The organism is Caballeronia fortuita (genome assembly GCF_001544835.2).
Classification (GTDB): domain Bacteria; phylum Pseudomonadota; class Gammaproteobacteria; order Burkholderiales; family Burkholderiaceae; genus Caballeronia; species Caballeronia fortuita.
Genome location: NZ_FCNX02000018.1, coordinates 49391 through 71694, shown reverse-complemented (window position 1 = coordinate 71694; position 22304 = coordinate 49391). Strand labels below are relative to the sequence as shown.

22 protein-coding genes are annotated in these 22304 nt (G+C 61.6%); 18 read left to right on the top strand and 4 right to left on the bottom strand.

All coding sequences use genetic code 11. The features are described from left to right. The first annotated feature begins 64 nt into the window (after positions 1 to 64). Both AWB77_RS28415 and AWB77_RS28410 read left to right on the top strand, forming a co-directional pair. Positions 65 to 445, top strand: a complete 381-nt coding sequence (locus AWB77_RS28415; protein WP_061137805.1) for a nucleotide pyrophosphohydrolase — start codon at positions 65 to 67, stop codon at positions 443 to 445. A gap of 83 nt (positions 446 to 528) precedes the next feature. Beyond that, positions 529 to 1710, top strand: coding sequence for an acyl-CoA dehydrogenase family protein (locus AWB77_RS28410; RefSeq protein WP_061137804.1), 1182 nt, complete (start codon positions 529 to 531; stop codon positions 1708 to 1710). A gap of 11 nt (positions 1711 to 1721) precedes the next feature. Here AWB77_RS28410 and AWB77_RS28405 read toward each other — a convergent pair whose 3' ends face one another. Then, on the bottom strand, positions 1722 to 1973 hold the full coding sequence (locus AWB77_RS28405) for a DUF4148 domain-containing protein (protein ID WP_061137803.1): 252 nt from the start codon (positions 1971 to 1973) through the stop codon (positions 1722 to 1724). A gap of 239 nt (positions 1974 to 2212) precedes the next feature. Here AWB77_RS28405 and AWB77_RS28400 point away from each other — a divergent pair, with 239 nt between their 5' ends. The 4 genes from AWB77_RS28400 (at position 2213) to AWB77_RS28385 (ending at position 5614) form a co-directional block, all read left to right on the top strand. Beyond that, positions 2213 to 3250 carry a M14 family zinc carboxypeptidase gene (locus tag AWB77_RS28400; protein WP_061137802.1) on the top strand — a complete coding sequence of 346 codons (1038 nt, stop codon included), beginning with the start codon at positions 2213 to 2215 and terminating at the stop codon, positions 3248 to 3250. Continuing rightward, entirely contained in the window at positions 3247 to 4041 is a 795-nt protein-coding gene (locus AWB77_RS28395; protein ID WP_061137801.1) for an alpha/beta fold hydrolase, read from the top strand. The genes AWB77_RS28400 and AWB77_RS28395 overlap by 4 nt, the downstream gene beginning before the upstream one ends. A gap of 298 nt (positions 4042 to 4339) precedes the next feature. Continuing rightward, complete coding sequence (locus tag AWB77_RS28390) at positions 4340 to 4579, top strand: hypothetical protein (protein WP_061137800.1); 240 nt, start codon at positions 4340 to 4342, stop codon at positions 4577 to 4579. A gap of 141 nt (positions 4580 to 4720) precedes the next feature. Continuing rightward, positions 4721 to 5614 carry a GNAT family N-acetyltransferase gene (locus AWB77_RS28385; RefSeq protein WP_061137799.1) on the top strand — a complete coding sequence of 298 codons (894 nt, stop codon included), beginning with the start codon at positions 4721 to 4723 and terminating at the stop codon, positions 5612 to 5614. A gap of 19 nt (positions 5615 to 5633) precedes the next feature. Here the strand turns inward: AWB77_RS28385 and AWB77_RS28380 are convergent, their stop codons facing one another. Further along, positions 5634 to 5828: a DUF1059 domain-containing protein gene (locus AWB77_RS28380; RefSeq protein ID WP_061137798.1), complete on the bottom strand. Its 195-nt coding sequence runs from the start codon at positions 5826 to 5828 to the stop codon at positions 5634 to 5636. 103 nt (positions 5829 to 5931) lie between these two features. Between AWB77_RS28380 and nthA the strand changes: the two genes are divergently transcribed. The 10 genes from nthA to AWB77_RS28335 all read left to right on the top strand — a co-directional run bounded on the left by nthA (position 5932) and on the right by AWB77_RS28335 (position 19973). Further along, entirely contained in the window at positions 5932 to 6582 is a 651-nt protein-coding gene (gene nthA / locus AWB77_RS28375) for a nitrile hydratase subunit alpha (protein WP_061137797.1), read from the top strand. Continuing rightward, entirely contained in the window at positions 6579 to 7241 is a 663-nt protein-coding gene (gene nthB / locus AWB77_RS28370; RefSeq protein WP_061137796.1) for a nitrile hydratase subunit beta, read from the top strand. Before nthA ends, nthB begins: the two co-directional genes overlap by 4 nt. Beyond that, on the top strand, positions 7238 to 8053 hold the full coding sequence (locus tag AWB77_RS28365; RefSeq protein ID WP_061137795.1) for a nitrile hydratase accessory protein: 816 nt from the start codon (positions 7238 to 7240) through the stop codon (positions 8051 to 8053). Before nthB ends, AWB77_RS28365 begins: the two co-directional genes overlap by 4 nt. Before the next feature lie 285 nt (positions 8054 to 8338). Next, entirely contained in the window at positions 8339 to 10822 is a 2484-nt protein-coding gene (locus tag AWB77_RS28360) for a type VI secretion system Vgr family protein (protein ID WP_061137794.1), read from the top strand. Then, positions 10815 to 12851: a Tle3 family T6SS lipase effector gene (locus tag AWB77_RS28355; protein ID WP_082852770.1), complete on the top strand. Its 2037-nt coding sequence runs from the start codon at positions 10815 to 10817 to the stop codon at positions 12849 to 12851. Before AWB77_RS28360 ends, AWB77_RS28355 begins: the two co-directional genes overlap by 8 nt. Before the next feature lie 3 nt (positions 12852 to 12854). Beyond that, a complete protein-coding gene (locus AWB77_RS28350) occupies positions 12855 to 13712 on the top strand; it encodes a T6SS immunity protein Tli3 family protein (protein WP_157694936.1) in 858 nt (285 codons plus the stop codon). A 203-nt stretch (positions 13713 to 13915) separates the two neighbouring features. Further along, a complete protein-coding gene (locus tag AWB77_RS34835) occupies positions 13916 to 14173 on the top strand; it encodes a PAAR domain-containing protein (protein ID WP_074168983.1) in 258 nt (85 codons plus the stop codon). A 2-nt stretch (positions 14174 to 14175) separates the two neighbouring features. Further along, positions 14176 to 15648 (top strand): KPHS_23130 family T6SS system protein, encoded by a 1473-nt coding sequence (locus AWB77_RS28345; RefSeq protein WP_157694935.1) that lies wholly within the window; start codon positions 14176 to 14178, stop codon positions 15646 to 15648. Between the two features lie 993 nt (positions 15649 to 16641). Next, a complete protein-coding gene (locus AWB77_RS28340; protein ID WP_341845006.1) occupies positions 16642 to 19143 on the top strand; it encodes an ImcF-related family protein in 2502 nt (833 codons plus the stop codon). A gap of 128 nt (positions 19144 to 19271) precedes the next feature. Continuing rightward, on the top strand, positions 19272 to 19973 hold the full coding sequence (locus AWB77_RS28335; protein WP_061137789.1) for a 4'-phosphopantetheinyl transferase family protein: 702 nt from the start codon (positions 19272 to 19274) through the stop codon (positions 19971 to 19973). Between the two features lie 16 nt (positions 19974 to 19989). Here the strand turns inward: AWB77_RS28335 and AWB77_RS28330 are convergent, their stop codons facing one another. Next, a complete protein-coding gene (locus AWB77_RS28330; RefSeq protein ID WP_061137788.1) occupies positions 19990 to 20496 on the bottom strand; it encodes a YgjP-like metallopeptidase domain-containing protein in 507 nt (168 codons plus the stop codon). A 259-nt stretch (positions 20497 to 20755) separates the two neighbouring features. Here AWB77_RS28330 and AWB77_RS28325 point away from each other — a divergent pair, with 259 nt between their 5' ends. Both AWB77_RS28325 and AWB77_RS28320 read left to right on the top strand, forming a co-directional pair. After that, a complete protein-coding gene (locus AWB77_RS28325; protein WP_061137787.1) occupies positions 20756 to 21271 on the top strand; it encodes a metal-dependent hydrolase in 516 nt (171 codons plus the stop codon). A gap of 25 nt (positions 21272 to 21296) precedes the next feature. Further along, positions 21297 to 21791, top strand: a complete 495-nt coding sequence (locus tag AWB77_RS28320) for an LEA/WHy family protein (protein WP_061137786.1) — start codon at positions 21297 to 21299, stop codon at positions 21789 to 21791. On the opposite strand, the gene AWB77_RS28315 is transcribed toward AWB77_RS28320, so the two are convergent. Continuing rightward, on the bottom strand, positions 21788 to 22213 hold the full coding sequence (locus AWB77_RS28315; RefSeq protein ID WP_061137893.1) for a cupin domain-containing protein: 426 nt from the start codon (positions 22211 to 22213) through the stop codon (positions 21788 to 21790). The two genes, AWB77_RS28320 and AWB77_RS28315, sit on opposite strands and share 4 nt — an antisense overlap. Positions 22214 to 22304 lie beyond the last annotated feature (91 nt).

Sequence of the window (22304 nt, the reverse complement as noted above, 5' to 3'; positions counted from 1 at the left end):
GGACCAGCGCCGAGCCGTCGCGTTAAGCTACGCAACGCAGGCCACGAAACGTCAGAGGAAGCCCATGCAGCAACATAATCAGCCGGAAAACACGCGCGAACTCATCCAGATGCGCGACATGCTGCGCGAATTCGTTCGCGAGCGGGACTGGAGCCGTTTTCATTCGCCGAAGAATCTTGCCGCTGCGCTGTCCGTCGAGGCGAGCGAATTGCTCGAACCGTTCACGTGGCTCGCCACCGGCGACAAAACCGAGCTCGATGAAGCGAAACTGCAGGCGATCCGTCATGAAATGGCGGACGTGCTCGCGTACCTCGTGATGCTCGCCGATTCGCTTGACGTCGATCTGCACGACGCGCTCATCGAGAAGATGGGGTTGAACCGGTCGAAGTATCCGGCGCACAAGGTGAAGGGCGACGCGCGCAAATACACCGACTACGACGAATGAGGGGCCAACGGCAATGCCGCTGGCGCACGATGCGCCCGCGCGGTTAAGCTTGGCGTTCAGCCCGTTTCCCTGGAGGATTGCCGATGGACTTTTCGCTTTCGCCGGAATTGACCGACCTGCAGGCGCGCGTGCGCGCTTTCATCGCAGAAGAAATCATGCCGTTCGAGCGCGATCCGCGTTGCACGCCGCATGGCCCGAACGAGTCGTTGCGCGCCGAACTGATCGCGAAAGGCCGCGCTGCGAAGCTGTTGTCGAGTCACGTGTCACCCGAATTCGGCGGCCTCGGCCTGAATCACGTCGCCAAGGCGATCCTGTTCGAAGAAGCGGGTTACTCGCCGCTCGGTCCCGTCGCGCTGAATATCGCCGCGCCCGACGAAGGGAACATGCATCTGCTCGAAGCCATCGCGACGCTGCAGCAGAAGGAGCGCTGGCTGCGTCCGCTCGCGGCGGGCGATATCCGCTCGTGCTTCTGCATGACCGAGCCGCCGCCAGGCGCGGGCGCCGATCCCGCGATGCTGCAGACCATCGCCGTGCAGGACGGCGACGACTACGTGATCGACGGGCGCAAGTGGTTCATCACGGGCGCGGAAGGCGCATCGGTCGCGATCATCATGGCGAAGTTCGCCGACGGCCCCGCGACCATGTTCCTCGCGGACATGTCGAGCCCCGGCATCGTGGTCGAACGCGCGATGGATTCGCTCGATACGTGCTTTCCGGGCGGCCACGGCGTCGTGCGCTTCGAAGGCTTGCGGGTGCCGAAAGAAAATGTGCTCGGCGAGGCGGGCGAAGGCTTTCGTTACGCCCAGGTGCGGCTGTCGCCGGCGCGTCTCACGCACTGCATGCGCTGGCTCGGCGCTGCGCGGCGCGCGCACGATGTCGCCATTGCGCACGCGCGCGCGCGTCAGGCATTCGGCCGTGCGCTGGGCGAACACGAAGGCGTCGGCTTCATGCTCGCGGACAACGAGATGGACCTGCACGTGACGCGCCTTGCCATCTGGCATTGCGCGTGGGTGCTCGATCAGGGCGTGCTCGGCAAGCACGAATCGAGCGTCGCGAAAGTGGTGTCATCGGAGGCGCTGTGGCGCGTCGTCGATCGTTCGGTGCAGGTTCTGGGCGGCCAAGGGGTCACGCACGAAACCGTCGTCGCGCGGATCTTCGCGGACATGCGCGCGTTCCGGATCTACGATGGTCCGTCGGAAGTGCATCGCTGGAGCATCGCGCGCCGCATCCTGCGCGGCTCGAAACCGCGCGCGGAATCCGCCTGACGAATGCGCGGTTATTGAACGGCGGTTTCGCCGCGAGCCTGCCGTTGCGCGATGATGCGGCTCGCGCGGATCGCATTGTCGGGATAGTTCAGCCAGTCATTCGGATCGTAGCCAACCGAGCGCCAGAGCAAAAATTCCTGCTTGACCTGAGCGCGCGTTTTGGGCGCGTTCGGATCGGTGGTTTGCGCTTGCGTTTGTGCGAGCGCGGACGCCGCGCAGCACAAAGCGAGCGCGCCGAGGACAATGCGTGAAATGGATGTCATGACGAAGACCTCATGCCGCTTTGCGCGGTCATTTCATTCTAGGTGACAGAACGAAAACGCGCACAAGCCGTTCGTTCGCGCGCTGCGTCACATTCGATCTGCCGTGTACTGACGAAGCACCCTATACTCGATCGTTTCGGGCGGGGAATTCCGGCGCATCATCGAGCCAAAAGCGCGAGCTGAAAGCATCGAGCCAAAGAGCCTGATCCAACGAATACACGACACAACAGGCCGCAGTCATGAGCACGTCGAGCGTTGCCGTCGCGAGCAGCTTTCCGGAGATGGACGAACTCAGGGCGATCCGCATCGCGGGCGGGACGCGCTTCGCGTGGCGCACGATGGGCGAAGTCCACGCGCGCCAGCACACGTTTCCGATTTGGACCGCATCGATCGGCTCCGACGATCCGCAAGCGCCCGCCATCGGCTTCTTCGGCGGCGTGCATGGGCTCGAATGCATCGGCACGCAGCTCGTGCTCGAATACATGCGCGCGCTGTTGCGCCGTCTCGAATGGGACGACACGCTGCATCATCAATTGCGCGCGATCCGCCTCATCTTCATGCCGATTGTCAATCCGGGCGGCATGTTCGCACGCACGCGCGCGAATCCCAATGGCGTCGATCTGATGCGCAACGCGCCGCAAAGCGCCGAGGGACGCGTGCCCTTTCTCGCGGGCGGACAGCGCATCGGGCCGTGGCTGCCGTGGTATCGCGGTCCGGCGGATGGCCGCATGGAAGTGGAGAGCGCGGCGCTGCTTTCCGTCGTCGAGGAACAGTTGATGTCGCGGCCGCTGAGCTTCGCGCTCGATTGCCACTCGGGCTTCGGCTGGGACGACAGCATCTGGTTTCCGTATGCGCGCACCGAGCGGCAAATGGCGCATCTGCCGGAGATGTATCTACTCAAGACGATGTTCGAGGAGTCGTATCCGCATCATGGCTACGCGTTCGAGCCGCAGAGTCACCAATATCTGCTGCATGGCGATTTGTGGGATTTTGCATACGACCGCTCGCGCGCACCCAACATCTTCTTGCCGATGACGCTCGAACTCGGTTCATGGCGCTGGATTCGCAAGAACCCGATGCAACTGTTTTCGCGCCTCGGCATCTTCAATCCCATCAAGGCGCATCGCACGCGGCGCGTCTTGCGGCGTCATCCGAATTTTTTCGATTTCCTTACGCGCGCGGCGTATTCGTCGCGTCGCTGGCTGCCTGGCGGAGAATTTCGCGAAGACGTGCTGCGCCGGGCGCGCGCGCACTGGCAGCGCACGAGCATGTCATGAGCGAGTGGATTCTGCTTCGCGGCCTCACGCGGGAAGCGCGCCACTGGGGCGCGTTCGATGCCGCGCTCGCCGCGCACGGGCTCGTCGGCGCGGGCGGGCGCGCGGTGTGCATCGATTTGCCGGGCAATGGCGTCGAACATGCGCGGGCGGCGCCGCTTTCCGTCATCGAGATGATGGAGTTCGTGCGCGAGCGCGCCTTCGCGCTGAATGTTCGCAGACCGTGCCGCGTGCTCGCGATGTCGCTCGGCGCGATGGTCGCGACCGCGTGGGCCGAGCGTTATCCCGGCGAGGTCGAGCGGCTTGTGCTGATCAACACCAGCATGCGGCCGTTCGCGCGCATGACCGAGCGCTTGCGTCCCGCCGCATGGCCGATGCTCGCGCGCATCGCGATGACATGGACGCAAGCCGGACGATGCGAAGCGCTGATCCATGCGCTCACGTCCAATCGCGATGACACGCGCGACGCGGACATCGCGCACTGGACGCATTTGCGGCGCACGCACGGCGCGAGCGCGTCGAACGCGCTGCGGCAACTCGCGGCGGCGGCGCGTTTTCGCGCAGGTTCCGATGCGCCGCGCTGTCCGGTGCTGCTGCTGTCGTCGGCGGCCGATCGGCTCGTCGATCCGGTGTGTTCGGCACGTATCGCACGACAATGGCACGCGTCGCACGCGGTGCATCCGGCGGCGGGCCATGACTTGCCTCACGACGACGCGAACTGGACCTGCGAATCCGTTGCTGTCTGGCTCGCGGGGCTCGAACGCGCGCGTGACGATCACACAATGAGCGTGTGACACCAAAAATTCACTACGCTCGTCAGGACGTTCCAAAAATCGAGATGAACGTCGTTGCACGTAGTAGCCATGACGTTGCTGATAATTCCAGTCAAGCATTCGCCATTCTCACCACGCTTAGGGAAACCCTGTGTTGCAACGCAGCATCGCATTGCGTATGCTGTTTCTGGCGGGCGGCATGTCCGCCGTATCAATCATGCACCGAACAGCATCGACACGAATAATCAAACGCCGGTAAGCAAAGAGCGTTTCACCGGACGGCCGGTAAGCATTACGGGCGTCCGAGGGAGCCGCACATATGGAACTGACCACATCGTCGAAACCGACGCTGCACGTCTTCAATCAGGAAGACGGTTGGCATTGGGGCATCACCGTCGAGCGAGCGGCGGGAGGCGGAATGAAGGTTGTCGCATATAGCGATGAAGGCTTCGATTCCGAGGAAGAAGCGCGCGAGGACGGCGAGTATGTCTTGCGCTCGGAAGACTGGCGCTCGCGTCAGAGCTTCAGCCGCAGCGAACGCCGTCAGGGCTATTCCTGATCGGGGCGGACGAACGTTCGCCTCGCTGTCCTGACTCTTCTCGTCAACGCTCTTCGTTTCGTTTCCTAGTTTCCCCGCATCTTCTCCCTGCACCGAAAACGCGCGACACTGGACGCCTCCGCACTTCGACAAGGCGCGCTCATGTCGTCCGTTCCCTGTCCGCCCGGCGCCACGCCTGAAGACGCCCGCTTCGCGATTCGCCGCATGACGCCGCGCGATGTCGAAGTCGCACTCGACTGGGCGGCGATCGAAGGATGGAACCCCGGCCTCGACGATGCCCGCGCGTTCTTCGCCGCCGATCCGCACGGATTCTTCGTCGGCACATGGGACGGCGCGCCGGTCGGCTGCATCTCCGCGGTCGCCTACGACGACGCGTTCGGTTTCATCGGGCTTTATATCGTGCGTCCGGAATGGCGCGGCAAGGGCTTCGGTCTGCGCCTGTGGACCGCGGGCACGACTTATCTCGGCGCGCGCAACATCGGGCTCGACGGCGTGCTCGCGCAGCAGCCGAACTATCGCAAGTCCGGCTTCGTGCTTGCGTATCGCAACGTGCGATATCGAGGCGTCGCATCGACCGATGAAGACGGCGCCGATGCCATCACCGTCACCGATGCGCGGAACATACCCTTCGACCTCTTGCTTCGCTACGACACGCGCATGTTCGCGTGCGAGCGCGCCGCGTTTCTGCGCGCGTGGCTGTCGCAGCCGCAGGCGCACGCGCGCGCGCTCGCGGCGTTCGAGGGCGACGCGGTCAGCGGTCTCGCCGTCATCCGCCGCTGCGGCACGGGGCACAAGATCGGCCCGCTCTTCGCCGACGATCTGAGCACGGCGCGGGCGTTGTATCGCGCGCTCGTGTCCGTTCTGCCGGGCGAGACCGTCTTTCTCGACGTGCCCGAAAGCAACCCGGCGGCGGTCGCGCTCGCTGTCGAACATGACATGCAGAGCGTGTTCGAAACGGCGCGCATGTACACGCGGGCGGCACCCGACGTGCCGCTCGGCAATGTGTTCGGCGTGACGAGCTTCGAGCTCGGCTGAGTCCCCGGCGACGCGGGGATCAGGCGGGCGGCGTGCCGTCGCGGAACAGGGTCTTCAGTTGCGAGCGCAACTCGGGCGAGTCCGTGTGCTGATGAACCGCGACGGCGTGCTGCACGGCCGCTTCGAGCAGTTCGTCTTCGGTGTCGGCGGACAGGGCGACGCTGCAATTCGTGTCGCTCGGGAACTCGCGGCAATCGATGTACTTGCGTGTCATGACATCCTCCTCGCATGAGACGCTGAATCCAGTATAGGCGGCGTTTGCACGTGTGCGCGCGCTCCGGTAACGTGTGACGTCTGTGCCACGCGCGAGCCCGCTCATGAGCCCCGAACATCCGCATCATCATCACGACCACGAACACGCCGGCAGTGAGTTGCCGGAGATGGATCTGCGCGTGCGCGCGCTCGAATCGCTGCTGATCGAGAAGGGCTATATCGATCCGCAGGCGCTCGATGTCTTCGTCCAGACCTACGAGCACAAGGTCGGGCCGCGCAATGGGGCGCGCGTCGTCGCGAAAGCGTGGTGCGATCCAGCGTTTCGCGCACGGCTTTTCGACGACGCCACCGCCGCCATCGCATCGCTTGGATTCACTGGACGGCAGGGCGAGCACATGGTCGCGCTCGAGAACACGGATCACATACATAACATGGTTGTCTGCACGCTGTGCTCGTGCTATCCGTGGTCGGTGCTCGGCCTGCCGCCGGTCTGGTACAAGTCGGCGCCGTATCGTTCGCGCGCGGTGATCGATCCGCGCGGCGTGCTGCAAGACTTCGGCGTCGCGTTGCCGGAACACGTCGAGTTGCGCGTATGGGATTCGACCGCCGAAGTGCGCTATCTCGTCGTGCCGATGCGTCCCGCAGGCTCCGATCATCTCGACGAAGACGCGCTCGCCGAACTCGTCACGCGCGACTCGATGATCGGCACGGGCCTCGCGCTCGCGCCGTCGAATACAGCGGGAGCATCGATATGAACGCGGCGCACGACATGGGCGGCATGCAGGCGTTCGGCCCCGTCGAGATCGATGCCTGCGACGCGCCCGGCGCATCGCCTTTTCACGCGCAATGGGAGCGGCGCGTGCTGGCCGTCACGCTCGCGATGGGCGCGACGGGGCAATGGAACATCGACACATCACGCGCGGCGCGCGAAAGCCTGCCGCCCGCGCGGTATCTCGGCAGCAGCTACTACGAGATCTGGTTCGAGGGCTTGAAGAAACTGTTGATCGCGAAGGGTCTCGCGAGCGCGGAAGAAATCGCGAGCGGCCGTGCGCAAGCCGCAGCGAAACCGGGCGTGCGCGTGCTGAAGGCGGCGGACGTGAGCGCGGCGCTCGCGCGCGGTGCGCCGGTCGATCGGCCGGCCACGTCGGCGGCGCGCTTTTCCATCGGCGATGAAGTCCGCACGAAGCTGATGAATCCGCCGACGCACACGCGCCTGCCGCGCTATTGCCGCGGCAAGTCCGGGCGCATCGTCGCGGTGCGCGGCACGCATGTTTTTCCCGATACCAACGCGCTCGGCCACGGCGAGCATCCGCAATGGCTCTACACCGTTCGCTTCGATGCGCAGGCGCTGTGGGGACCGGACACGACCGCGTCTTCGGTGTGTGTCGATTGCTGGGAATCGTACTTCGAATGACATCGACCGATAAACGACCGAAGCTGCACGAACTGCGAGCGGCGTTGCCCGAGTTGCCTTTCGACGACGATGGTCCGGTGTTTCGCGCGCCCTGGGAAGCGCAGGCGTTCGCGATGACGCTGGCGTTGTACGAGCGCGGCGTGTTCACGTGGAAGGAGTGGGCGCATGCGCTGAGCGTCGCGATCGAGGATGCGCAGGCGGCGGGCGATCCCGATCGCGGCGATACCTATTACGCGCACTGGCTGAGTGCGCTGGAGCGCATCGCGACCGAGAAAGGCTGCGTGAGCGAGGCGCTGCTCGCGCGCCGTCGCGTCGAATGGGACGAGGCCGCGCACGCCACGCCGCATGGCCAGCCGATCGTTCTCGAGCGCACGCACGGACTGCCCGCCGCGACGCTCGACGTGTATCGTGCGGCGATTTATCGCATCGATGCGCAGCCTTGCATCGAGATGAAGATTGGCGTCGAGAATCGCGATGTGCTTGCGTTGCTGGAGACGCACGGGGTCGAGAGCGCGGTGTTTGTCACGACGTTCAATCCGTTCGGCCGCGTGTTGACGCCCGAGGAGAATGCGGCGCGTCAGCGGGTGTTGATTGCGCGGGTCGCAGAGATGGGTTTGCGCGCGCTGCCGGGCGAGGGCATCGATCCGCTCGATGTCTGGAGCGCCGAGGCCAGTCTCTTCGTGCTCGGCGCGACGGAAGAACTCGCCGATGCGTTGATGTCGGAATTTGAGCAGAACGCTGTCGTGTTCGTCGAGCGTGGGGGTGTGCCGGAGTTGCGGGTAAATGTCGCATCACGCTCGTTGTCCGAGTGATGGAGTTTGAAGGCCAGCTTCGACTTAGACAAGAAGTCTAAGACGACTCTGAAAAGCGAATCGTCAAATTGGTTTAAGTAAATGATTTAGCACAAGTAACATAGATCAAGGTTTGGACTGCGATATATAGATGCCTCTAGGCAGCGATTTTGTATGTAAAGATCGCGCGTGTTGGTCGAATGTCGGACGCTGAAAAACCGATGCATCGCGCGTCGGAATCCACATTCGACCAGGTCGGTTTATCTGCAAACCGCACAGCACAATCCTAGGGAGTTCTCTTTTCGCATGTCGATGGTCATACCGACTCAGGCGTATAGCCTCACCCTGAAGCCGCAACCAGCGCCCATTTCGGTCCTTGGTTTCAGCGGACAAGCGGACATCAGCAAGCTTTACGAATACCGCATCGAGTTCACCAGTCCGGTTGCCGACATCCCGATGGATCAGGTCGTAGGCCGGCCGGCAACGTTCTCGATCGAGCCGGTCGATCCGGACCAGAGTTATCTCGAGAAGATGTTCGGCGGCCGATGGAAAGACTTCAGCAAGATGCCGTCGAAGCATTCGACGCACGGAATCATTCAGCGTTTCGAGAACCTCGGGTCATCGGCCGACGAAACGCGTTATCGCGTGACGCTCGTGCCGAAGATCGCGGATTTGGCCAGAGCGCGAAAGAGCCGCTTGTTTCAGAAGCAGTCCGTCGTGGAGATCATCACCGACACGCTGCGTCATTATGGTTATCGATTGGGCGTCGATTTCGATTTCAAGGGTTTGCGCGGCAATTACAGGCGATTCGAGTACATCACCCAGTATCACGAGACGACCTTCGCGTTCATTCAACGGCTGTGCGCGGGAGCCGGCATCTGGTTTCGCTTCGAACAGAAACAGGATCGCGCCGTCATCATTTTTGGCGATGATCTGGACGCGTATGCACGCAAGCAGCGCGTTCTGCCTGTGCGGTCGCACTCGGGTCTGGAGAGCGCGGGCGCGGAGTCCGTCCGCTCGCTCAGGACTATCACGCAACGCGTGCCCGAAGCGATTCAGCTGAACGATTACAACCATCGGCAGGCGGATGTATCGCTGCTGGTCGAGCAGAACGCCGCGCCCGGCGACCCGACCACCGACGGCGTCGATAACCACTGGGGCGAGCATTACGAGACGCTGGAAGAAGGCCGCGACATCGCGCGCCGACGTCACGAGGCGCATCTGGCCACGCAGATCACCTATCGGGCACGAGGCAATCCGTTCGCGCTGGAAGTGGGTGAAGTCGTGCGACTCGATGTGAACCCGAAGGATGCACCGAACGGGCTGCTTGTGACATCGATTCGCTGTGGCGGCGGGCGCAGCTCGTCGTACTGGACGACCTTCCGCGCGATTCCGGCGGATCGACGCTGGCGCACGAGCATCGGCTCGGTGGCGCAACCGAAGATCGAAGGCATTCTTCCGGCCAGAGTGGACTCGCCCGGGCATTACAAGTACAGCTACTTGACGGAGAAGGGCCTGTATGTCGTCAAGATGCCGTTCGATCTAGACGAGTGGAGTCCGGGCGGGCAGAGCCGCGCGATCCGGATGGCCAAGCCGTATGCGGGCGCCGACTACGGCCATCACTTTCCGCTGACCGATGGCACGGAGGTGGCCCTCATCTTTACCGGGCAGGATCCGAATCGGCCGGTGATCATGGGATCGCTCCATGACAGCCTGAATCCGGACCTGGTCAATAACCTCAATAACACCCGCAATCTGATCCGCACGGCTGGGCGGAACGAATTGCGCATGGAGGACAAGGAAGGCATCGAGCATATCCACCTGAGCACGCCGTTTCAGACGAGCGAGCTGAATCTGGGGCATATGGTCGATGCGAATCGCAAGGAGCGCGGGCGAGGCGCGGAATTGCGAAGCGATGAGCATATCGCTGTGAGAGGCGGGAAGGGTGTGCTCATTACCGCAGAGGTCAAGCCTAACGCATCAGGAACGCAACTCGACGTTCCGGAAGCGATGAGGCAGTTGCAGGCCGCCATGGATCAGGCGGCGTCGCTGCAATCCATCGCCCAAGCTGCCCAAGCCGAACTCGCCGATGTCAAAGCGCAGCAAGCGCGCCTCCAGAATGACTATGCCGAGCTGAAGAAGGCCGTTGTGCTTCTAAGTGCGCCGGATGGCATCGTATCGGCGACTCCTGCCGACATTCAGATGTCCAGCGGAAGGCACATTACCGCGACCACTGGCGGAAACGCCGAATTTAGTGTCGTCGAGAAGTTCACTGTCGCCGCAGGCAAGGCCGTGTCGCTCCTCGCTCAAAGACTTGGGCTCAAGTTGTTCGCTATCAATGGCCCGGTTCAGGTACAGGCGCATTCTGGACCTATTGAACTGACCGCAAACGGGGATGTGATCATCAAAGGGAAACGCTTGCTGTTCGCTGGACAAGAAGAGGTGCTTATCTCGAACGGCGGCGGCGCGTTCTTCAAACTGGCCGACAGTCAACCGCAAGTGGGCGGCAGCAGCAATTTTCTCGTCAAGACGCCTTCAATCTCAAAGGCAGGCGCCGAGACTGCGGCGTCGGTCATGCCGTCATTTGCCAGCGGATCGTTCGCGCGTAAGTTCTTTCTGCACCCCGAGGGGGATCCTGATACACCCCTTGGCTACCATCGATTCCGTGTGCATCTATCTGACGGGTCGACTGCCGATGGTGTCACAGACGCAAATGGCATGAGCCAGTTATTCAACCGCGACGACGTCGAGAATCTGAATATTGAAGTGTTGGGCGTTACTCATGACTGATACATCGAACAAGCGGAATAAGATTCGTAACTCAAAACAAGGTCAGCAAGCGATGCCGATGCCCGCCGGTAGCGGCGCAATGCTTACCTGCAAGGTACCGGCAAAGAGGCCCATGCCTTGTATCATCATTGCAATCCACGGGGTCAATGATGACGGCCAGTTCATGCCGTTGATCGACAAACATATCTGCGCAGGATTGAACAAGCGTCTTGGGCGCGACGATCTAACGCCGCATAAGTGGGGCGTGTGGACAGAAGGCTCGGAGAACACCGTCCCAGAACTGGTCCCGGGCGCTCCTTCTCCGTCTCCCTGCATTCTCGAAGAGGGGCGCTCCCCGGTCATTCCGTTCCATTGGGGTTATCGTCCCGTAGATAGGAAGGCCTATCTGGATGATCAACGTCGTTACAAAGACCAGCTGGATAGTAGCAATCGCGATCCCGACTTGCCTTACGACGCGTACTACATCGATGAACGTAACGATGCGAGAAAAGGCTATTCATGCCACGACAATTTCGATAACTGGCTAAGCGAAGCATACGCGAAGGATGGCGGTCCCTTCCCCAATGCTACGAATAATTTGGTGGACATGTGGGGCCCTGGCGTCAGCGGTCGACTTTATAGCACCGGTGTTGCGGCCACAGGGCTGGTACTTGGTTCTGAAGGTCGGCTCTACAGGAATCCGCACCGCATTTACTATGTGCATGCGGCCCGGCGGTTGGCGGATTTGATTCTCGAAATTCGGCGGCATCCGCTAGCTAAGAACGATGTGATCAATATTATTGCCCATAGTCAGGGAACCGAAATTACGATGCTTGCCAACTTCATTGTGCAGGAGGCCAAGCTTCGTCCCGCCGACAACGTGATTCTATGCGATTCGCCCTATGCGCTTGAACCGAACGCTGTCGAACTGGAATTTCCAGGGAAGCACCAATCGCGGGAGGCACGTGTTCAAACCTTGTCAAATTTTGCGAAGCTAATGCGTGAGGCGCGCAAACCAGTGGAAGCCTCGCGTGTGGTCAGTACCGGCGTCGCCAATGAAAGAGCGTGGAGCCAGCCGGGCCATGCCCGCGACAACTTTGGCGGGGTTTTCAACTACTTCTGCCCTCAGGATAGCGTGGTGAGCTTGCCCAATGTCCAGGGGATAGGTTGGCAGGGCGTTGAAGACGCCGCGTTGCCGCTATTCGGACCGAACTTTGTTCAACGCGTTTTTTCGGACGGACACACCGTGGGCGCAGGACCGGAGAAGTTCACCGTTCCCCATGGAGCATTTCCAGTTCCTCTGGATGAAGGCAGGCGAACGATCAATGGTCCGGCCATTCCCGAACCCTACAGGTTTGCGATATTGACTGGAAAGGACCGGCTGGGCGAGCATCTGTCCGGTACGGCGCTCGCCGCCGAAGGCGCCAAGCCAGTTCGCAAGGTAGTCAATCTGGCGACGGGCGTGGAGAGCGATCCTTCGGCAGCACAGGTGCCTTATGTGGCCGCTTCGGAAAGCTCAATCAAAGCGACGCTGCGGGCTCGCGGTTACCCATACAATGCGACTCGGATCTGGACAATGCGTGGCAGTCCAAACCTTGTTTTGGTCGAACGCATCGAGACGAAGGAGGAGGCACTTTCGAGATTGGCGGAACGGCAAGGGGACTGGTCGCAGCATTCGGCTATTACATTGAGCCATGACACGATCGAGAAGTGCATGGCGTTCGACGTCGCGATAGGCCTGTGCATGGCGTTCGATGATGAAAAATTTTGGTGGCGACTCTTGCATTGGGCCGATTGGCGGCATCCAAAGAATCCTGATTTGGATGCTAGGAATTATTTCAAAAACGGAGTCTTGCCGCCAATCACGAAGCAGCAAATGAACAAGCCGAAGCTACCGCCCGGGATCGTAAGTATGTTTGCGCCAAGAGGAAAAGTCGCCATCATGGCCGCGCCTGTCTTGACGACCGTGCTTGATACCTATGATGCATTCTCCACACCGGCGGGCGGAACGGGGCAATGGCCCTTGCCCGTGCCCAAGGCGGAGGGCTAACTGATGAATGCCAATTTCACAGATTTGGTCTGGTGGACGATACCGTTGTGGAGTGCCGGGTGCATGGTGTTCGGTTCTGTGCTACTGCGCAAGCGTGCTTGCAAGGTGCTGAGTCTGATGCTCGCCGGATTGGCGGTCATCGCAACCGTCCCGCTGGCGCCGGGTCTCGCAGCGCGCATGCCGAAGGAGCCGCCTACGCAGGTGATCTATCGGTTCGACGATCATCGTTGGCTGGAACTGAAGGGTTGGGAATGCGAGGGCGCGTTGTGGTATCTCGATTCGAAGCTGGGAATCAAGACCGAAGTGGTGCCGCATTCGTATCGCATTGTTTTTTACCGCTATGTTCACCCGTCGACGAGATATATCGCTATTCCGGTCGATGATTTCAGCGGAATATGGGTATCTCAGAATGGAGGAAAAACATTCGGAACGCCCGCGCATGTATTTGTTCCTTTGTGGGGGCACTACGACAGTCAATTTCCCATGCCGCAAAACGTAAAGCAGTTTGTCGTCGCGAATGACCGTGGATTCATCGAGATGAAAGATGGGCGGGTGCTCCAGAGTTCTCTGCCGATGGGAGAGGGTTGGGGAAAAACCTATCTCGACTATCCCGTGAAGGGCGAGGAGCACTCGATAGTCGACTACGACTTCCCTGAATTTCAGGACCTGAAGAGCAAGCCTCCAGAAGTGAAAAGCTACGCTGGCTGGACGCACATGCAGTGCGATCCGAAGGTGGGCATCGTGCCGAAGAGGACCAGCTTGGCGGGAGTGCCTGGCCTGATTTACTCGCTAGAGGCTTATACGCTTGGCGCGCCGATCTATTTCGGTTCGCGCATCTTCAAGAAGAATGGTCGGCCATGAGGCCGGATGAATCGTGATCCGGAACGTTTCACTGACGAATCATTTCGGCGGCATATCAACGTTCAGACCATCAAGCCGCAGTTGTCGTCCGAAATAGATCGGAATCTGTGACGGCGAAGTGGCGCGGCGAAAGTATTCGGGTCATCCGAGCTAATGTGTTAGCAAGCTGGCAGATTTTTGTTAGCGAATAAGAAGGCCAATCAATGAGTAAAGCACCGATCCGATATGGCGACACGACAACTCACGGTGGATGTGTCATATCAGCCTCTACCACTCTCGTCATAGATGGACGAGCCTGCGCGCTGCGTGGCGATTTAGTGAGGTGCCCGCAGCACGGTACGGTAAAGATCATTGACGGCGATGACGGCTATATTGAAGATAGCCGTCCCGTTGCGGTACATGGTTGTCGAACATCTTGTGGCGCACAGGTACTCGCAAGCACTGACGAGTTCGGACTCTGAGCATGGGTTGGTCTATTCCAATGTTTGAAGCGCGGCCAGCAAGCCAAAAGCCGTCGTTGTGGCTGGTGGGCGCGTATTCGATGGGCATAGTACTGGCCGCAGCTGTGGTGGTCTTGGTGTCCTGGCCAATATTTCACCAGCAGTCCAATGGTGCTGAGTTCTGGCTTTGTCTAGTAGGCATACCTCTGATAATGGGCTTGGCACTTTGGAGCGCAATTTTCCACTGCTTGGATATGGCAGATTTTGGTGTCAATTGCACGGACTACTACAAGAATGCGGTGCTCGTTGCTTGGCAGCGCTGGGCTCGTCAATACGTCGTGTTGAGTGGATTCTCCGTTCTGCTTGTCGAGGATGCTCTCGCCGAAAAGATTGGAGGATTGTCAGGAACTGCGCCGCAGAACGGGAATGAGGCTCTTCGCCTGGATGAAATCACTGACGACTATCGGTCAAGCCGGACGGAACAAGTTCTCGAACGCCTGCTGACAGAATCGAAGGACGCCGTACTGTCATCCGGAATCAACGACACGCTGCGAATCGTCGCCTGGACCGGCGGCAACGCGGATGTAAGCGTAATAGAGCAACATATCCGGATACGGTGGGATGCATTCGATCTTCCTGTGCACATCGACGTCGAAGTAGTTACCAAGCTAAGTTGGCCAGTGATCGAGCGCAGTGTTATTGAGGAGCGCGCGGCTCTACTCCTATTGTGCGTGCAACTTCAAGACAATAGTGACGCATTTACCCACTTTACTGAATCTGCTGTGGCGCTTCTATTTCAAGCAAACTTACCGCCGCTTGATTCGGGAGTGCCCGTCGTCCGGATTTATCGCTCGATGCCCGCCGCGACCGCTTCCATGCTTGCGGACTTTCGGCAACTGGGCGAGGCGGGAGCAGTCCCGCTATCGAGAATTCGCTCGGGCTGGAACTGTAATCTCGGGAAGGCCGAGGGATATTCGCTGTCCCGTGCCTTCGGCGATTGTGGCTTGGTGCTCGAAGGTGGAACAAGCGGAATGGTGAACATCAGTGACTACATCGGTCCGGTCGGCCCGATCAGCCCGTGGATCTCTCTCGCGCTGGCAGCGGAGCTGGTTCAGTACGGTCAGGGTCCTCAACTACTGGTCAGCCAGGAGGGCAAACAGGCTCGGCTCTACATAGCCTGTGCAGACGAGCCAGCTTCTTCGCTTCGGATAGGTGTTCCGCCGTCGTCGGCATCGCACGCGTCTGCCATCCTCGTGAGCGTTCTACCAATTCTCGCTGTCTTGCTCGGAGTGTTGTTGAAGGCAGCGGATCTATTCGCGTGGATGGCGGCAGGTGTGACGGGTGCAGTCGTCCTCGCGCTGGCGCTACGCCTGTTTCATGCGAACTCGTTGCGAACGAGGGCGATCGGAGAGGTTGAAGCGTTGGGCGGGCACTTGCCGTCTACAGTCGATGGGAATGGCGCGTTCAAAGCGAGCCGGACGCTAGAGCAGTATTAAAAGATGAGTTCAACAAAATACTTAGGCGAACGAGAACCAAACGCCGACAAATCGATTTCGCTGTTCTGGACGACTGTTTGCGCATTGATCATTGTCGCTGTCGTGCTTTGGTTCGTCGGCAGGCAACTTGGCTGGAGCGTCGAGCGTTATGTCGGAATCGGATTTGGACTTCTTGCGGTTTTACTGACGGCAGTTAGTTCGACTTTGGTCGTCGATCGTTGGATCATGAAGGCACGGTGGGTCGGCACGCAAGGACTCCACTACGCACCGGATACCATGGGCTCGCGAAATCCTGTCCGCTTCGTTCCATCCGTCGCAGCGAGGGAACTAAAGGAGGCTCTTGAGAACGTGCCTTACTGGCGCTATCGGACACGTTGGCTACTCGTTTTGGGAGAGAAGCAATTCATCGAGCACTTCTTACCCGGGCTGACTACGGCGTGCTATGTAGTTCGTGGCAACACGGTCGTGTTGTACGTGAACCAGAAGGACGGCGGACCTGATCACGATTGGATGGCGCAGATTCGGCGTTTGCGTCGTCGTCGTCCGATCGATGCTGTGGTGGCGTTTACCTCCGATGCGCTCGGGGCAAGCGACGCGTTCGATGCAGACCAACTGCCGCAGCGCCTTGCGCGAACCGCGCGCTCATTGAGGTGGGCTGCACCCGTGTACTTGGTCGACGTTGCCAAATGTCACGGAACGGCAAGCGATCTGGATAAGGGGATCGGAGTGACTTGGTCGAACGGGCCGATGTCCACGACCATGTTGAGTTCTTCCCTGGTGGATGTTGCCGAAGAGCTTGCCGACGCAGGCATTGCTCGCCTCGCACAAGATTCGAGGGATCGCGTTCTTGCTGAACTGTCCCAGCATATCGAAGGTGCACGTGAGCGGATATGCGCTTTTCTTACGCGCATCGTCGAGTCCGACGTTTGGCGCAACGACTTCAGCGGACTTTTCTTCGCCCCTTTCTTCCCGGGAATCGCGGCAAGTCACAACGTGGCTGTGCGCGGTGTGCAGATGCGCTATCCCGTGCTCTGGCAAACCATCGCCACCCACAGCCGCAAAGTCCAGGGCCGCCGCGTCGGCTTCTCCTGGGCGACCCTGGGCGCATGGGCGACGCTCGCCGTCGCCGCGATCTGGCTGCTGGGAACGATGATCTCCGGCACCGTCAACCATTCGTCGATACAAGAGGCCTCCTCCACGCTCAGCGCTGCTTCCTCCACGCATAACCCGACGCAGGCTCTTTTCGCCCTCGACGCACTGGCCAAGCAACTCGATACGCTGGAAGTCCATCGCATGGAAGGCGCGCCGCTGCGCGCGCGCTTCGGCTTGAACCGCGACGCCGCGCTCTACGATGCCATCTGGCCCGCGTATCGTAGCGCAGCCTCACTCGCGCTGATCGAACCGATAAGGACGAAGCTCGAAGAACGCCTGCAGCAACTCGCGTCGCTCTCCGACGCGGAAATCGCCAGCGGCGGCAACACGCAAGTGCAGGCTGCCTACGACACGCTCAAAACGTATCTGATGCTGGCCCATCCCGAGCACGTCGACGCCGCGTTTCTGATCAGGCAGTTGCTGGAAACCCGCGCGCCGATGCGTCCGCAGAACGCGTCGGTGACGCCGGGCGCATGGGAAGACGTGCGTCAACACGCCATCGCGTTCTACGCGAGCCATTTGAAGCGCGACGCGCCGCCGGCGATCAAGCCCGACGCCGCGCTCATTGCATCGGCGCGTCAGACGATCATCGGTGTGCGCGGCTTGCAGAACTCGACGGATGCGATCTATCAGCAGATCATCGACGAAACAAAGCCCAAGTACCCGCCCGTCACGCTCGCGACGCTGCTGGGCGATCACCCGAGCCGCGGCCTGTTCAACACGACGGCCACCGTTCCCGGCGTGTTCACGCGCGCCGCGTGGGACGAGCGCATTCCCAAAGCGATCGACGAGGCGAGCGAACAACGCACGGTTACCGGCGACTGGGTGCTGTCCGACGCGAAGATCGACAACACCGCGCCGTCGACGCTCAAAGCCGAATTGCGCCAACGCTACTTCGACGACTACGCGCGAGCCTGGGCACAGTTCCTGAACGGCATCCGCTGGCAGAACGCGTCGTCGCTGTCGGGCACGGTCGATCAATTGACGCTGCTGGGCGATCCGCAGCGCTCGCCGCTGGTCGCGCTCATGAACGCCATCGTCTATCAGGCGGGCGCGGGCGCCGCGACGCAATCGCTCTCGGACAACCTGATCGCAAAGGCGCAGCACTGGGCGGGCAAAGACGAGCGCGACCCATCGAAGCAAACGCAGCCGCAACTGGCTCCCTTGGCCACGGCGTTCGCTCCGATCCTGCGCCTGACCGGCACCGATCTCGCCACGCCCGCGCCCGCGAATGGCAAAACGTCCGCGCAAACCGCCGCCCTGGGCGAACTGAGCTTGCCGCGCTATCTGGAGCGCGTCACGGCAATGCGCCTGAAAACTCAACAGATGATGCAAAGCCCCGACCCCGACGCGATGTCGCGCATCGCCGCCCAAGCCGTGCTGCAAGGCAAGACGTCGGACATCGCCGATAGTCGCGACTACGCGAGCCGGCTCGCGGCAAGTCTCGGTGAACAATGGTCGGGCTTCGGCAAACTCTTCGAAGCGCCGCTCGAACAGACATGGCAAGTGGTCGTGCAACCGGCTTCGTCGAGCTTGAACGAAATCTGGCGGACGTCCGTTCTTGCCGACTGGAACCGCATCTTCGATGGCCGCTATCCCTTCGCGGACTCGGACAACGACGCGTCGATCCCCGACATGGCCAACTTCATGCGCATGAACAACGGCGTGATCGCACAGTTCGTGGCGACGCAACTCGCAGGCATCATCGAACGGCAAGGAAATCAATGGGTGGCGGCGCAGAGCGCGGATCACGGCGGTCTCACGGTCGACCCCGCGTTTCTCGCGGCACTGAACAAGCTCGGGCGCGCGTCCGCCGTCTTGTTCCCGTCAGGCGATGCACGCATGCGCTTTGAGTTACGCGGCGTACCGACGCCCGGCATCACCGACCTGAAGCTCACCGCGTCGGGCCAGCAGTTGCATTACTTCAACCAGATGGAGCAGTGGGTGCCGTTCGAGTGGCCGGGGCAGGCGCTGGACAACAACGCCCAGATCCAATGGGAAACCGAGGCGGGCGGCTTGCGCTCGTCGATGTACGCGCAAGGCCGCTTTGCGCTCATCCGCTTGTTCGAGCGCGCAAAGGTCACGCAGCAGGACAACGCACGTTACGTGCTTTCCTGGACGCCGGAACAGGGCATGAGCCCGCCGCTGTCGGTGCAGGTGCGCGCCGAAGCCGGTGCCGGTCCGCTCGATGTGCTTGCGCTCAGGCATTTCACGCTGCCGTCGCGCGTCTTCGTCACGCGGACCATGGCGGAGAAGTCGGCGGGGCCGACACCGCCGCCCTTGCCGCCGGGCGCGCTGGCCGCCGCGCAGAAGGTCGGCGTGCCGCTGCCGGAGGTGAAGTGACGGGCACGAAGACGTTGCAATCAATCGCGCGGGCGGACGTTTTCGGTCCGTCCGCGGCGCGTCCGCGCAATACGCTTCGGTGTATATTCGATTTCCTTCGGCAACGGCGAAGCCCAATATTCACCGCAATGACCGCAGCAAAAATCCCCTTCGACATCCAGCCCATCCAACTTCCGCCTGACGCGCCCGACGACGTGCGCGTCCTTCTGCTTCGCATCGATTTTTCGATCGCGCTCGACAATACCGCCTACGCTGCGCTCGACACCGGCGAACGCGCCCGCGCCGCGCGCTTCCTGCGTCACGCGGACGCCGCGCGATTCGGTGCCGTGCGCTGCGCATTGCGGCATCTTCTCGCAGCCGAAACAGGCAACGATCCCGCGCGTCTCGTCTTCGACGCCGGCGAGCGGGGCAGGCCGTTCCTCGTGCATCCCGACGCGCCGGACTTCAACGTGTCGCATTCGGGCGGGTATGGACTGATCGCGTTGTCGCGAGGAAGGCGCGTGGGCGTCGACATCGAAGAAGCGCGCGGCGATTTTCATTGGCGCGATCTCGCGCCCGCCGTGCTCGCCCAAACCGACCGCCACGCAATCGACGCGTTGCCCGGCGAAGTCGCCAGAAGCCTTGCATTCTTCGACTGCTGGACGGCGAAGGAAGCGGTTCTGAAAGCACACGGCGATGGCATCGGCAGCACCGCGATCCCGATGCATCTCTTCTCTGTGCTGCCGCGCGATGGCGTTCGGTATCCGGTCGCGCCCAACGCAGGCGCATTCGACGCGGTCGCGCTCACCGCGCCCGATGGCTACGCCGCCGCGCTCGCCTGGTCGCATTGATGCATCGCAGCGACGCTCACGCGACCTTCGTGCGCAGCAAATCCCGATGCGTGAGATAGAGCCGCAAATCGAACTCGATCTGATGGTAGCCCGGCTGCATCAACTCGCACAGCCGATAGAACGCCTTGTTGTGTTCGCTCTCTTTCAGATGTGCGAGCTCGTGCACGACGATCATCCGAAGAAACTCGGGCGCGGTGTCCCGGAATAGCGAAGCGATGCGAATCTCTTTCTTCGCCTTGAGTTTCGCGCCTTGCACGCGCGAGATCGCGGTGTGCAGCCCGAGCGCGTGGCGCAGCACATCGAGCTTGCTGTCGTAGAAGACCTTGTCGATGGCGGGCGCGACGCGCAGGAACTCCTGCTTCAGATCGGAGCAATATTCGTAGAGCGCGCGGTCCGACTGGACGGCGTGCTTGCTCGGATAGCGCGCGTCGAGATAGGCGCCCAGTTGTTGCTGGGCGATCAGTCGGCGCACCTTGTCCTGAAGCGTGTTCGGGTAAGCGCTCAGGTATTTCAGGTGTTGCATGACGGCCGGATTCGGATATATACGTTCAATGCCTGGATGCGCAGGCGGGCGTGGGTCGCATCGGTTGCGTCCGCAGCGTGATTTGCGCAGCAATCTAAACGACATTTTAGTCAACGCCGCGCCGCCTCGCCGTCGTAGTGCGACAAAGCGTGTTTCGCCGCACGCATTTGCGTAAGTTTATGTTTCAGAGCGGTTCCGGCCCCAAACGCCGTGCGAACATGCGCGCTTTTCCGGCACGGGCGACAAGGCGCATTTCTTCATGGCATCGAGCAAGGCTCATCATGCGACGGGATGGGCGGCAGGCATCATCGCGGCTGCGGTCGTCACGCATCCGTCCACGGCGGGCGGCGCGAACCTGCTCGCGGGCGTGCTTGCGCTGCTTGCCGGCGTCGCCGGGGCGACCGCGCCGGACTGGCTCGAAGTCGCGTGGTGGACGCGCGCGCGCCGGCTCTGGATCACGCATCGCACGCTCACGCACTGGGGCATCGGATGGATCGCGCTGCTGGCGCTTTCGTATCACTTTCTCGGACGGCATCCGGCCGCGCCGATCGGCTTCGGCTTCGCGTGCGGCGGTCTCATGCACCTGTTCGCGGACTGGCCGAATCCGCTCGGCGTGCCGTGGATCGCCGCGCGCCATTCGCTCAATCTGTGGACGAGCGGGCATTGCGATCTCATCATCGTGGCGGCGGCGTGGGCGGCGGCGCTTTTCGTCGTCGACGATGTCTGGTTTCATCATGTCTATGGCCGCATGCTGCTCAACGCACTGCGCATCTGACGATATCGCGAGGATTCACGTACACATGCAAACCAACACGTTGCGCAATCGCCTCGTTCTCTTCTTCGCCGCTTTCCTTGCGATGTTCGCGCTCGGCGGCTGCGCGGGCTTTTTCAATCGCGACGCGATGCGCGTGAGCGTCGCGGGCATCGAGCCGATCGAAGGTCAGGGGCTCGAAATGCGCTTCGTCGTGAAGCTGCGCGTGCAGAATCCGAACGATGCGCCCATCGACTACGACGGCGTCGCGCTCGATCTCGACCTCAACGGCCGCGCATTCGCGAGCGGCGTCAGCGACCAGCGCGGGACGGTGCCGCGCTTCGGCGAATCGGTCGTGTCCGTGCCGGTGACGGTGTCGGCGTTCTCGGTCGCGCGCCAGGCGTTCGGCTTCGCGAACGGCGATACCGTCAGCAAAGTCTCGTACGCGGTGCGCGGCAAGCTCGCGGGCGGCGCGTTCGGCGGCGCGCGCTTCGCCGACAGCGGTTACGTCGATCTGCCGGGCATGGGCGCGTCCGGCTACTAGGCCACCCGCGCCTCCGCCGGATCGTAAGGGACGACGCGGTCCGCCTCGTTCGCGTCGTTGCGGGCGATCACCGCGCGCGCCGGTTCGGTCGCACTCAGATTGACCGGCTGGTGCGGCACGCCGGGCGGAATGAACACGAAGTCGCCCGGCTCGTTGATGACCGATTCCGCGAGCCCCGCGCCATAACGCGTCTCGATGCGCCCTTCAAGAATATAGATGCCCGTCTCGTAGCCGACATGCACATGCGGCTCGCCGCGCCCGCCCGGCGGCACGACGACGAGATGCATCGCGAGGCCGCGGGTGCCCGCCGTCGCCGCCGACAAGCCGATGAAATACGGCAGATGCTGCACCGTCGCGAGCTTCTCTTTCGGCCGCACCGTGACGACCGTCTGCTGCGTTGTCCCTTCCGTGAAGTCCTGCATGTCGATGCCTCCGTCGGCCGATGCGCCGTTATCGACAATAGCTGAAAGCCGATGTCGCGCAAAGGTCACGCGATGCATCTAACGTGGCCGA